10 protein-coding genes are annotated in these 12413 nt (G+C 66.2%); 7 read left to right on the top strand and 3 right to left on the bottom strand.

Annotated features, from left to right (window positions below; genetic code table 11):
• Positions 1-184: 184 nt before the first annotated feature.
• The 3 genes from OS124_RS0100720 to OS124_RS0100710 form a co-directional block, all read right to left on the bottom strand.
• Positions 185-553 (bottom strand): response regulator transcription factor, encoded by a 369-nt coding sequence (locus OS124_RS0100720; RefSeq protein ID WP_010137332.1) that lies wholly within the window; start codon positions 551-553, stop codon positions 185-187.
• Positions 554-1365: 812 nt separating this feature from the next.
• Positions 1366-1974, bottom strand: coding sequence for a LysE family translocator (locus OS124_RS0100715; protein ID WP_010137331.1), 609 nt, complete (start codon positions 1972-1974; stop codon positions 1366-1368).
• 494 nt (positions 1975-2468) lie between these two features.
• Positions 2469-3824: a helix-turn-helix domain-containing protein gene (locus tag OS124_RS0100710; protein WP_010137329.1), complete on the bottom strand. Its 1356-nt coding sequence runs from the start codon at positions 3822-3824 to the stop codon at positions 2469-2471.
• Positions 3825-4059: 235 nt separating this feature from the next.
• Between OS124_RS0100710 and OS124_RS0100705 the strand changes: the two genes are divergently transcribed.
• The 7 genes from OS124_RS0100705 to OS124_RS25830 all read left to right on the top strand — a co-directional run bounded on the left by OS124_RS0100705 (position 4060) and on the right by OS124_RS25830 (position 12322).
• The gene (locus tag OS124_RS0100705; protein ID WP_010137328.1) at positions 4060-5400 is read left to right on the top strand and encodes a substrate-binding protein; all 1341 of its coding nucleotides are present in this window, start codon (positions 4060-4062) and stop codon (positions 5398-5400) included.
• 287 nt (positions 5401-5687) lie between these two features.
• The gene (locus OS124_RS0100700) at positions 5688-6719 is read left to right on the top strand and encodes a branched-chain amino acid ABC transporter permease (protein WP_010137327.1); all 1032 of its coding nucleotides are present in this window, start codon (positions 5688-5690) and stop codon (positions 6717-6719) included.
• 4 nt (positions 6720-6723) lie between these two features.
• Entirely contained in the window at positions 6724-7926 is a 1203-nt protein-coding gene (locus OS124_RS0100695; RefSeq protein ID WP_010137326.1) for a branched-chain amino acid ABC transporter permease, read from the top strand.
• Positions 7927-7935: 9 nt separating this feature from the next.
• Positions 7936-8697, top strand: a complete 762-nt coding sequence (locus OS124_RS0100690) for an ABC transporter ATP-binding protein (RefSeq protein ID WP_010137325.1) — start codon at positions 7936-7938, stop codon at positions 8695-8697.
• A 17-nt stretch (positions 8698-8714) separates the two neighbouring features.
• Positions 8715-9470: an ABC transporter ATP-binding protein gene (locus OS124_RS0100685; RefSeq protein WP_010137324.1), complete on the top strand. Its 756-nt coding sequence runs from the start codon at positions 8715-8717 to the stop codon at positions 9468-9470.
• Positions 9471-9574: 104 nt separating this feature from the next.
• The gene (acs, locus tag OS124_RS0100680) at positions 9575-11527 is read left to right on the top strand and encodes an acetate--CoA ligase (RefSeq protein WP_010137323.1); all 1953 of its coding nucleotides are present in this window, start codon (positions 9575-9577) and stop codon (positions 11525-11527) included.
• Between the two features lie 189 nt (positions 11528-11716).
• Entirely contained in the window at positions 11717-12322 is a 606-nt protein-coding gene (locus OS124_RS25830) for a PRC-barrel domain-containing protein (RefSeq protein ID WP_010137322.1), read from the top strand.
• The last annotated feature ends 91 nt before the right edge of the window (positions 12323-12413 follow it).

Here is a 12413-nt window from a genome sequence, read left to right as displayed (position 1 = left end):
CCTGCGTCCGGTGGGATCGCGCCTTCCGCAACAGCGCCGGCCCCGCAGGCGGCTGACCCGCCCCGGGCGTCACGGCGGCAGCGGCCGGCCCGGCCAGCCTCCCGACACTGGGGCGTCAGGGGCGGCAGGCAGAACCGGCGCCGCAGGGCCCTTCGGCCGGGCCTCGGGTGCCGCCCGCCCCCGCTCACGGGGCAATCAGCGCGTTGACCGCCTCCAGGACCTCGGCGTTGGAAAAGGGCTTGGACATGAAGCGGCTCGCCCCTATTTCCTCGGCCAGGACACGATCCCTGGTCTGCCCGCGTGCGGTCAGCATCAAGACAGGCAACTGATCCGTATCCGCGCGCGCCCGCAACTCGCGCAGGATGTCGTAGCCGGAACGTCCCGGCAGCATGACATCCAGGATCACCAGGTCTGGCTTGCGATGTTCGACAGCCTCGACCGCATCCACCCCGTTCGAGTGACTGGCCACGCGCCAGCCGTCCCGTGACAGGATGAAGGATATTGCCTCGATGATATTCGGTTCGTCCTCGATGACGAGTACGGACTTGCCCATGAGGTCCTCCCCTCCCTGCAGAGCAATGCCGGAAGGTGATAGCAGCCGAACCGCCCTGCTGGGAAGCGCGATCTTCGCAGGGGTATGGTTGGCCCGGCGCTTCGGTCCTGATCGGACAGGCGCGATGCCCCGCGGTCAGAGGCTGGATGGACCTGACCTCCCTCCGGCACGAAGCGCCCACCCCTGCTCCGGGTCGGCCTGCTGCTGCTCTGGCACGACGCAGGCTGCGGCCGTGCGGCTCGGTGAACCTGATTTCCCTCTGGCATGGACTGCCCACCCCTGCTCCGGGTCGATGGATCTGCCCCCAATCCGGCACGACGCTGGCTGTCTGGTTGCCTCGCCTCCCGGCCAGGGTGCGGAGTGCCTGGTGACCTTAACGCGCGCAGCATCTCCACAGAGTCGCCCCGATGCGCGACCTCCCCCGTGCTGCCCGGAGCATCACGGCGTGCGGCCCCTCCGGCCCTGTGACGCCATGCCCTCACCGCTGCGGCGCCGACTGACCGGCCGGATCGCCCGTGATCCAAGCGCGGGCGTCCGGTCAACCTAGAGGTGCGACCAGGCCATCCATACTGCCAACGCACGGGACACACCGCCCCACTTGGAGCCTCATCGCGCCCCCCTCCGGTCCGCCAGCGCCGGTTTCGCCCGGGCACGGCACCGACTGCCAGACTGGGAGCCCCCGCAACCCTGCCCCGCGCCGCCGGTCGCGCTTGCCCTCAGGCACGCCCTCCATATCGCTCCGGCATTCAGGTCACCCTGCCCCGACCGGAGCATCATCCTGCGCAGGCCCCCGAGGCCCGGGCAGCGCGGCCTCAGCCAGCGGCGCGGCGGGTGAACAGCAGCGCCAGACCGAAGACGATCATGCCGCCCCCCGAGATCCGGTTGATGGCCGGCATGTGGCGTCCGGCGGCGCGGGCGGCGAAATGGCCGGCGCAGGCATAGACCAGGATCGCGCAGGCTTCGAGCGCCAGGAAGACAAGGCCCAGCGTGACATAGCTTTGGGCGTAGTGCTGCGGGTCAACGAATTGCGGAAAGAAGGCCGCGAAGATCAGGATGGCCTTGGGATTGGACAGGGCCACCACTATCTCGCGCCGGAAGGCCGCCCCCCGGCTCGCAGGCACCACCGACGCCGCCGAACCGCGCCCCGCCCGCAGAAGTTTCACCCCGAGATAGATCAGGTAAGCGGCCCCGGCCAGCTTGACCAGGGTGAACAGCACCGCCGAGGCCTGCAGCAGCAATCCCAGCCCCAACCCTGCCAGGGCGATCATGGGCACGAAGGCCAGAAGTCGACCCAGCCCCGAACGCAGGGCGAAACCGACCCCGCGTTGCGCAGCATTGGTCAGCGTCATCAGGTTGTTCGGCCCGAACGCGAGGTTCAGGGCGAAACAGGCGGGAATGAAGAGCAGCAGGTCAATGGTCATCGGACATCCAGTTTGCAAAGGGACGGTTTGCAGTTTGCTGTTTGCATTCCCGAGTTTGCATAGCGCAGTTTGCAATTTGCATAGCCGCCAACCACGGGTCTCTGGCCTCGGGTCAGCATCCCCAGGCGACCCGGAGTGTCAAGACCGAGCCCGCGTCCCGCCGACGTCCTGAGGGGACCCGCAAAAGGCCAAGCAACGTCGGCGCGAAAGGCCGGTGAAGGCAGCGTGAAGGGCGCGGCGAAGGTTGTGTGACATCCCCGTTGAGGGCCGCGAAAGAGACGCCCGGCAAAGGCAGCGGGCCGGTCTCGATGCAGGATCCAGGGCAAGCCAGCCAGCGTGACGGGCTCGGTGATGGATCCGGGCGATCCCCCGTACGGGCTCACCCTCCGAGCCCCTCTGAAGACCGGATGCAGGTCGACCACAGCCCCCGGCCTAATGGCCACCGCCAAAGGACCTGTCAGCACTCTTGGAAGGCGCACCGCCCCTGTGTCCGTTCAGGCCCCGGCCTCGGCCATGATCGAGGGCTCGCGCCGACCACGGCAGCCGGCCTTGGGACAGATCCGGCAGGTCACGCCGACGCGGGGCAGATCCTCGGACGCCTCCGCCGGGCTGGGCTGGACGAGCATATGGGCCTCGAAGGTCGGATCGCGGTTCAGTACCGGAACCCCCGAGGGCTGGGCAATGGCATGGGTCAGGAACAGCCCCTCGGAACGCCCGGCCAGTCGGATCACCTGCGCCATGGGCATCATCGGCCGGCTGAGGGCCTGGAACAGCGGCCAGAGCGGACAGGCCGCGCCGAACCGGGGAAGCGGGAAACTGTCCAGCGGCTTGCGAAAGATCAGCGTACCCGAGGCGTCGCAGGCCACCAGTCCCGGGGCAGCGATGCCGCGGTCCGCCAGCATCGGCCCGGGCAGCATCGCCAGCCGGCGCATCATCCGCCCCGCGTCGACGCCGAAGCGCGCCCCCAGCATCACCGGGTCCAGCGCGCCGCCCTCGGGCAGCGCCGCACGCAGCGCCGACAGCGGCACCGCCGCGGCATCCGCCGCGTACCGCTCAAGCACCCGGCCCGCGATCAGCCGCGCCGCGCCCGAGCCGAGCTGGCCCGCGCCCTCCTCAAGCAGCCTCTCGACCGCCGCCCGTTGGGCCGCGGCATCGGCCTCCGGTTCAAGCTCCAGCGCCGGGAAGTGGAAGCCATGCGCCCCGAGGAAGCCCTCGACCGCTTCCTGGGGAGAGCCGGCCTCCTGAGCTGCCTCGCCCTCTTCCAGATCCTCGACCAGGCGGCGCGCGCCCTCGGCGAGGCGGGCGCTGTCCTCGTGGATGTTGCGATGGAAGCGGGCGCGCCACTCGGGCTCCAGCCCCTCTTCGCCGACCAGGATCTCGGCCGTGGCATGGATCGCGGTGACGGTCGAGAGCACCTCGTGCAGCGAGGCCGCAAGGTGGGGATCATGGGCCAGCCGGTCGCTCAGCACCTCGACCGCGCGTTCCAGCGTCGACAGCCGCCGCCCCTGGGCCGCCACCAGCTGCGCCCAGCCGGGAAACCGGCCGGTGAACTCCTCGATCCGGTCGAGGTCGGCGCCCGCTTCGGGACGGTCCGCCGCCGCCTGGCGCAGCTGCGCCAGCAGCGCCGCTTCGGCCCCCTCGGACAGCGCGGAAGGTTCAACCTGCAAAGCCTCGGCCAGCGAAAGCAGCAACTTCCCGCCGATTCTGCGCCGATTGTGCTCGATCAGGTTGAGATAGGAGGCCGAGATCCCCGCCCGCTTCGCCAGCTCGGCCTGGCGCAGACCGAGCACCATGCGCCTTTCGCGGATCCGCGTGCCGGTCAGAACCGCCCCCCTGCCTGCCTGTGCCATGGATTTCCCTGCACTTTCAACGTTCTTCTGCGCCGCAAAAGAATTTATTTACAATTTTCCCACCACAATTGTGGATTTCTTTACAAAAAAATCAAGCATTCAAAGTGACTTGTTGCGAGGTTTTCATGGGTTCTGCCATGATCAGATTGCACCGTAGCCCGGGACCTTCGCGTCCGGGCCGGTGAAGTGGCCGGGCGGAGGAGGTCCGGACCGCACCTGAAAAAGGGAGGAATCCATGACCAACAAACTGACCCGTCGCGGGCTGCTGAAGACCGGGGCCGTGGGTGGCGCCGGCCTCGCGCTGCCCACCATCTTCACCACGGGCGCCCACGCCTTCACCAATGAACCGAGCGGCGGCACCGTGACGCTGGGCTTCAACGTGCCGCAGTCCGGCCCCTACGCGGACGAGGGCGCGGACGAGCTGCGCGCCTACATGCTGGCTGTCGAACACCTGAACGGCGAAGGGGACGGCGGCATGCTGAACACCTTCTCCTCGAAGGTGCTGGAAGGGAACGGCATCCTGGGCAAGAAGGTCGAATACGTGACCGGCGACACCCAGACTAAGTCCGACGCGGCGCGTGCCTCGGCCAAGTCGATGATCGAGAAGGACGGCGCGATCATGATCACCGGCGGCTCGTCCTCGGGCGTCGCCGTCGCCGTGCAGAGCCTCTGCCAGGAGGCGGGCGTGATCTTCATGGCCGGCCTGACGCACTCGAACGACACCACCGGCAAGGACAAGAAGGCCAATGGCTTCCGCCACTTCTTCAACGCCTACATGTCCGGCGCGGCGCTGGCGCCGGTGCTGGCCAAGACCTATGGCACTGACCGCAAGGCCTATCACCTGACCGCCGACTACACCTGGGGCTGGACCCAGGAAGAGTCGATCGTCGCCGCCACCGAGGCCCTGGGCTGGGAGACCGTCCAGACGGTCAAGACCCCGCTTTCGGCCACCGACTTCAGCTCGTACATCACGCCGGTCCTGCAGACCGACGCCGATGTGCTGATTCTGAACCACTACGGCGGCAACATGGTCAACTCGCTGACCAACGCCGTGCAGTTCGGCCTGCGCGAGAAGGTCGTCAACGGCAAGAACTTCGAGATCGTGGTGCCGCTGTTCTCGCGCCTCATGGCGCGTGGCGCCGGCGAGAACGTCAAGGGCATCCTCGGCTCGACCAACTGGCACTGGTCGCTGCAGGACGAGGGCAGCCAGGCCTTCGTCAAGAGCTTCGGCACCAAGTACGGCTTCCCGCCGTCGCAGGCCGCGCACACCTGCTATGTGCAGACGCTGCTCTATGCCGATGCCGTGGCACGTGCCGGCTCGTTCAACCCCTGCGCGGTCGGCGAGGCCCTCGAGGGCTTCGAGTTCGACGGCATGGGCAACGGCCCGACCCTCTACCGCGCCGAAGACCACCAGTGCTTCAAGGACGTGCTCGTGGTGCGCGGGAAAGAGAACCCGACCTCCGAGTTCGACCTTCTCGAAGTGGTCGAGGTCACCCCGGTCGGTCAGGTCACCTATGCGCCCGATCACCCGATGTTCGCGGGCGGCGCACTGGGCTCGTGCAACCCGGGCGCATGACGCGAAGAGGCTGATCAGGTGGTGTCGGGCCCTGGCCCGGCACTGCCGCACCTCCACGGTGACACCGTCGCGACACGGCGGGATCCGGGGCAAGCGGGCGGGCCATGGGCCCGCCTCCCCACCCCCGCCGGACAGAGCCGTCAGACCCTCTGCCTGGCGCCCGCGCCCGGATCTTTTCGCCCACTGCCCTCGCCGGGCTGCCCGCCCCGTCGGGTCGCCCGTTCTCCCCCCTCCGGCACCGCTGTCGCGGCCGGGGCGGGATCGCTCTGAAAGCCAAGGTTGGACCGATGGACGCAATCATCCTCCAGATTCTCAACGGCCTCGACAAGGGCAGCGCCTATGCGCTGATCGCACTCGGGCTGACCCTGATCTTCGGCACGCTCGGCGTGGTGAATTTCGCCCATGGCGCCCTGTTCATGATCGGCGCCTTCTGCGCCGTGACCCTGAACAAGCTGCTCAACCTCTCGGTCGAGACCGTCGATCCGACACGCACCGACTTCCTGGGCAACCCCCTTAAGGTGAAGACCCCCTACGTCGAGACCTGGTTCGGACCCGAGTTCGGGCATGCCATCATCGACTGGTCGGTACCGCTGGCCATCCTGTTCTCGATCCCGATCATGATCGCCATCGGCTTCATCATGGAACGCGGGTTGATCAAGCATTTCTACCGCCGCCCCCATGCCGACCAGATCCTGGTGACCTTCGGCCTGGCGATCGTGCTGCAGGAGCTGATCAAGCACTACTACGGCGCCAACCCGATCCAGACCCCCGCGCCGGGTGCCTTCCGCGGCTCCTTCGACTTCGGCGCCATGCTGGGCTTTGATCCGAACACCATCATCTACCCCTACTGGCGGATGATCTACTTCGCCTTCGCGGCGGTGATCATCGGCGGCGTCTTCGCCTTCCTGCAGTTCACCACCTTCGGCATGGTGGTCCGCGCCGGCATGGCCGACCGAGAGACCGTGGGTCTTCTGGGCATCAACATCGACAAGCGCTTCACCATCATGTTCGGCCTCGCCGCCGCCGTGGCGGGCCTTGCGGGGGTGATGTACGCGCCGATCAACTCGCCAAACTATCACATGGGGATGGACTTCCTCGTCCTCAGCTTCGTCGTGGTGGTCGTCGGCGGCATGGGCTCCCTGCCCGGCGCTGTCGCCGCGGGCTTCCTGCTGGGCATCCTCGAGAGCTTCGCCTCGATGAACGAGATCAAATCCATCCTTCCCGGCATCGACCAGATCATCATCTACGTCGCCGCCATCATCATTCTGCTGACCCGTCCGCGTGGCCTCCTGGGCCGCAAGGGCGTGATGGAGGACTAAATCCATGCTGGGTCTCAACAAAAAAGACGCAACCCTCCTGGGCGTCGTCGCCGTGCTGGTGATCTTCGCGCCCTTCATCCTGAACCCCTTCCCCGCTGACAGCGCCATGGCGCAGTTCAACGCGGGCTACCCGGACCTGATGCAGCGTTTCGTGATCTTCGGCATCTTCGCCGTAGGCTTCAATCTGCTCTTCGGCCTGACGGGCTACCTCTCCTTCGGCCATGCGGCCTTCCTGGGGGTGGGGTCCTACTCGGCCGTGTGGATGTTCAAGCTGCTCAGCATGAACGTCATCCCGGCGATCCTGCTGTCGATGGTCATCGCGGGCCTCTTCGCCCTGCTCATCGGCTTCATCTCGCTGCGCCGCACGGGGATCTACTTTTCGATCCTCACCCTGGCCTTCGCAGAGATGTCCTTCCGCCTGGCCTATTCGGTGCTGACGCCGATCACCAACGGCGAGACCGGCCTGCAGCTGACGCTGGAAGACCCCCGCATCCTGGGCCAGACCGCGACCGAGAACGGCGGCATTCCCGTCACCAACCTCTTCGGCCTGGAAATGCGCTCGACCGAGGTGCTGAACCTCGGCGGTTGGACCTTCCAGTTCAACAATGGCTACTACATGGCTGGCGCGCTGCTTCTGGTGGCCTTCTACATCTCGATCCGCATCTTCCGTTCGCCCTTCGGCATGATGCTGCGGGCGGTGAAGTCGAACCAGCAGCGGATGAACTACACCGGCCTCAACACCAAGCCCTACACCCTGGCGGCCTTCGTCATCTCCGGCATGTATGCCGGCCTGGCCGGTGGCCTCATGGCCTCGATGGACCCGCTGGCAGGCGCCGAGCGGATGCAGTGGACCGCCTCGGGCGAAGTGGTGCTGATGACCATCCTCGGCGGTGCCGGCACCCTGATCGGTCCGGTCCTGGGCGCGGGCTTCATCAAGTACTTCGAGAACATCTTCTCGAAGATCAACGAGGCGGTGCTGCACTCCTGGTTCCACGCCCTGCCCGACGGGCTCGAGAACGCCATCGTCTGGGTGCTTGAGCACTTCGTCGGCTCCGGCTGGCACCTGACCCTGGGCCTTCTCTTCATGCTGGTCGTGACCTTCCTGCCCGGCGGCCTTGTCGAAGGCGGTCAGCGCCTGGGACGCCTCTTCGGCCGCAAGAAGGACGCCGAAGAGAAGACCGCAACCCAATCCACCCCGGCCGAATAGGAGGCGACGATGGGAATTCTCGAAGTCAAGAATGTCGGCAAGCGTTTCGGCGGCCTCCAGGCCCTGGGCGATGTGAACCTCTCCGTGGCCGAGAACTCGGTCCATGCAATCATCGGGCCGAACGGGGCGGGCAAGTCCACGCTGCTGAACTGCCTCGTCGGCAAGCTGATCCCCGACAGCGGCTCGGTCATGTTCGACGGCCAGTCGGTGCTGGGCCGCACCCCCTACGAGATCAACCAGATGGGCATCAGCCGCGTGTTCCAGACGCCCGAGATCTTCGGCGACCTGACGGTAATGGAGAACATGATGATCCCCTGTTTCGCCAGGCGCGACGGGGCGTTCAAGCTGAACGGCATCAAGTCGGTGGAAAGCGAGACCGAGATCCGCGACCGCGCCGAGGCGATGATGGAGGACATGAACCTGGCCGAGAAGCGGCACATGCACGCGGCCTCGATGTCGCGCGGCGACAAGCGGCGCCTCGAGATCGCCATGTGCCTGGCTCAGGAACCGCGCCTGCTGCTGCTGGATGAGCCGACCGCGGGCATGGCCCGCGCGGACACCAACAACACCATCGACCTGCTGAAGGAGATCAAGCAGAAGCGCGACATCACCATCGTCATCATCGAACACGACATGCACGTGGTCTTCTCGCTGGCCGAGCGGATCACCGTGCTGGCCCAGGGCACCCCCCTGGTCGAGGACGTGCCCGAGAAGATCAAGGGCCATCCCAAGGTGCGCGAAGCCTACCTTGGCGAAACGGCTGCGGCCTAAGGGCGAGGAGAGACCCAATGAACGTCAAACCCGATTTCTCGAAGGGCAAGAACTACGCCGAAACCGCGCCCGCCTTCCTCTCGGTCTGGAACATGGAGAGCTATTACGGCGAGAGCTACATCGTCCAGAATATCTCGTTCAACGTCCATGAGGGCGAGATCCTGGCCCTGCTGGGCCGCAACGGTGCCGGCAAGACCTCGACCCTGCGCTCCATCGCCCGGATGAACTCGCCGCAGGTGACCCACGGCGAGATCTGGCTGGACCACCAGCCGCTGCATTCGATGTCCAGCTACCAGGCCGCGCAGGCCGGTATCGGGCTGGTGCCCGAAGACCGCTGCATCATTCCCGGCCTGACCGTGGAAGAGAACCTGCAGCTGGCGCAGATCGCTCCGCCGATCGGCTGGTCTCTGGACCGGCTCTATGACCTCTTCCCCCGCCTCGGCGAACGCCGCAAGCAGGAAGGCGTGACCCTTTCGGGGGGCGAGCAGCAGATGCTGTCGATCGCCCGTGCCCTGGCGCGGGACATCAAGGTGCTGCTGCTGGATGAACCCTACGAGGGCCTGGCCCCGGTCATCGTCGACGAGATCGAAAAGACCCTGCGGATCATCAAGGAGCAGGGGATCACCACGATCCTGGTGGAACAGAACGCGGTCCGGGCACTGGAACTGGCCGACCGCTCGGTCATCCTGGACACCGGCTCCATCGTCTTCGACGGCTCTGCCGCCGAGGTGCTGGGCAACGAGGAGCTGCGCGCCGAGTACCTGGCGATCTGATCTCCGGGGAGCGGAACCGCAAAGTCGGCCGGGCGACCTGCTTGCAGGGCCCCGGCCGACGGACTTATGACTAACGCGTAAGATCACGCGAGGAGGAGCCCGTGATGAAAGACACGACCTATCCGCCATCCGATGCCATCGTTGCAGGCGCCCATGTGGATGCCGCCGGGTACGAGGCGATGTACAAGGCATCGGTCGAGACCCCTGATGCCTTCTGGGGCGAAGAGGCCCGCCAGCGACTGGATTGGATCGAGCCCTTCACCAAGGTGAAGGACACCGATTTCACCCTCGGCCAGGTCAAGATCAAGTGGTTCGAGGACGGCGTGCTGAACGTCGCCCACAACTGCATCGACCGCCATCTGGCGAGCCGGGGTGACCAGACCGCGATCATCTTCGAACCCGATGATCCCCAGACGCCCGCCCAGCACATCACCTACAACGAGCTTCACGAGAAGGTCTGCCGTTTCGCCAATGTGCTTCTGGCCCAGGGCGTGATGCGTGGCGACCGCGTCATCATCTACCTGCCGATGATCCCCGAGGCCGCCTATGCGATGCTGGCCTGCGCGCGGATCGGCGCAATCCACTCGGTGGTCTTCGCCGGCTTCTCGCCCGATGCGCTGGCCAACCGGATCAACGATTGCCAGGCCAAGGTTGTGATCACCGCCGACAGCGCGCCCCGTGGCGGCCGTCGCACGCCGCTGAAGTCCAACACCGATGCCGCGCTGCTGCATTGCTCGGACAAGGTGCGATGCCTTGTCGTCAAGCATACCGGCGACCAGACCACCTGGATCGAGGACCGCGATGTCGACGTGAAGGCTATGATGGCGCAGGTGGCCCCCGATTGCCCGATCCGCCCCATGGGCGCGGAAGATCCGCTGTTCATCCTTTACACCTCGGGCTCAACCGGCAAGCCGAAGGGCGTGGTGCACAGCTCGGGCGGCTACCTGCTCTATGCCTCGATGACCCAGCAGATCACCTTCGACTACCACGACGGCGATGTCTTCTGGTGCGGCGCGGACGTGGGCTGGGTGACCGGGCACACCTATATCCTCTATGGCCCGCTGGCCAATGGCGCCACGACCCTGATGTTCGAGGGCGTGCCGACCTGGCCCGATGCCTCCCGCTTCTGGCAGGTGATCGAGAAGCACAAGGTCAACCAGTTCTACACCGCTCCGACCGCCATCCGCGCCCTGATGGGCCAGGGCACCGGCTACGTCGAAGGCCACGACCTGAGCAGCCTGAAGGTGCTGGGCACCGTGGGCGAGCCGATCAACCCCGAGGCCTGGACCTGGTACAACGACAATATCGGCAAGGGCAAACTGCCCATCGTCGACACCTGGTGGCAGACCGAGACCGGCGGCCACATGATCACCCCCCTGCCCGGTGCCACGCCGACCAAGCCCGGCTCGGCCACCCTGCCCTTCTTCGGCGTGCAGCCGGTGGTGCTGGACCCGACCGCCGGCACCGTCATCGACGAGACCAAGTGCGAGGGCGTACTGGCCATCGCCGACAGCTGGCCCGGCCAGATGCGCACGGTCTGGGGCGATCACGAGCGCTTCGAGAAGACCTACTTCAGCGACTACAAGGGCTATTACTTCGCCGGTGACGGCTGCCGCCGCGACGAAGATGGCTACTATTGGATCACCGGCCGGGTCGATGACGTGATCAACGTCTCGGGCCACCGGATGGGTACCGCAGAGGTCGAGAGCGCCCTTGTCGCCCATGCCAAGGTCGCCGAGGCCGCCGTGGTGGGATATCCGCATGACATCAAGGGCCAGGGCATCTACGCCTATGTCACCCTGATGAACGACGTGGAGCCCTCGGACGCCCTGCGCAAGGAGCTGGAGACCTGGGTGCGCACCGAGATCGGCCCGATCGCCAAGCCGGACCTGATCCAGTGGGCCCCCGGCCTGCCGAAGACGCGCTCGGGCAAGATCATGCGCCGCATCCTGCGCAAGATCGCCGAAAACGACTACGGCGCGCTTGGCGACACCTCGACCCTGGCCGACCCTTCGGTGGTCGACGAACTGATCGAGAACCGCCTGAACCGGGACTGACGCCTGCCCGACTTACCGATCTTACCGATGCGACGGCCCCGGAGTTCCCGCTCCGGGGCCGTTTCGCGTTTCGGGCAGCGCGGACAATGCACATCCCTTCCGAAAAGTTCCGAAAATTTTTTCAGGAACAACCCCGGGGGGCATCGCCGTTGTGTGGTCAGGAAATGGAAGTCGCAAAGGAGATCACAGATGACCTCGATTAAGACCCTGATGACCACTGCCGCCGCTCTCGCAATCGCCGCCACCCCGGTGCTGGCCGATGTGAGCAGCAACACCTCCGCCGACGGCCAGGTGATGATCGACCAGTCGGGCGCCGGAGCCCAGGCTGAAGCCGACACCTCGACCGGCATCGACCTCGACAACGACGGTCAGACCATTGGCGAAGAGATCGCCGAGGGTGTGGACGCCACCGGCGACTACATCTCCGACACCGCCAATGACGTGGCCGAGAACGTCGAGGAAGGCGTTGACGCCATGACGCCCTCGACCTTCACCGCCGGTACGCTGGTCGGCTATGAAGTGGCCGCCGAAGATGGCGAAGTGATCGGCGAGATCGACAATGTCGTCCTGGTCAACGGTACGGAAATGGCCGTCGTGGGCATCGGTGGCTTCCTGGGCCTCGGCGAACATGACGTCGCCCTGCCGCTGACCGACCTGGCCACCGACGCTTCGGATGAAACCAAGCTGAAGGCCTCGGGCTACACCAAGGCCCAGCTGGAAGCCATGGCCGAGTTCGACCCCGAAGCCGCCGAGGAAGTCGGTGACGACGAGCCGGTGATGCTGGGCGCATCGTAACCCGCCCCCGATCCGCAGCGGCAACTGCCCTGCAAGGAAGCCGTCCCCTCGGGGGCGGCTTTTCTCATTCCCGTCTCCCTTCCGCGGCGCG

The organism is Oceanicola sp. S124, from assembly GCF_000220565.1.
Classification (GTDB): domain Bacteria; phylum Pseudomonadota; class Alphaproteobacteria; order Rhodobacterales; family Rhodobacteraceae; genus Pseudooceanicola.
This window is presented reverse-complemented; position numbering and strand designations above follow the sequence as displayed.

Bases quoted from the DNA above. Each gene is read 5' to 3' on its own strand.
- OS124_RS0100715 (WP_010137331.1), bottom strand. From the start codon at position 1,974: ATGACCATTGACCTGCTGCTCTTCATTCCCGCCTGTTTCGCCCTGAAC.
- OS124_RS25830 (WP_010137322.1), top strand. From the start codon at position 11,717: ATGACCTCGATTAAGACCCTGATGACCACTGCCGCCGCTCTCGCAATC.
- OS124_RS0100700 (WP_010137327.1), top strand. From the start codon at position 5,688: ATGGACGCAATCATCCTCCAGATTCTCAACGGCCTCGACAAGGGCAGC.
- OS124_RS0100720 (WP_010137332.1), bottom strand. From the start codon at position 553: ATGGGCAAGTCCGTACTCGTCATCGAGGACGAACCGAATATCATCGAG.
- OS124_RS0100705 (WP_010137328.1), top strand. From the start codon at position 4,060: ATGACCAACAAACTGACCCGTCGCGGGCTGCTGAAGACCGGGGCCGTG.
- OS124_RS0100690 (WP_010137325.1), top strand. From the start codon at position 7,936: ATGGGAATTCTCGAAGTCAAGAATGTCGGCAAGCGTTTCGGCGGCCTC.
- acs (WP_010137323.1), top strand. From the start codon at position 9,575: ATGAAAGACACGACCTATCCGCCATCCGATGCCATCGTTGCAGGCGCC.
- OS124_RS0100710 (WP_010137329.1), bottom strand. From the start codon at position 3,824: ATGGCACAGGCAGGCAGGGGGGCGGTTCTGACCGGCACGCGGATCCGC.
- OS124_RS0100695 (WP_010137326.1), top strand. From the start codon at position 6,724: ATGCTGGGTCTCAACAAAAAAGACGCAACCCTCCTGGGCGTCGTCGCC.
- OS124_RS0100685 (WP_010137324.1), top strand. From the start codon at position 8,715: ATGAACGTCAAACCCGATTTCTCGAAGGGCAAGAACTACGCCGAAACC.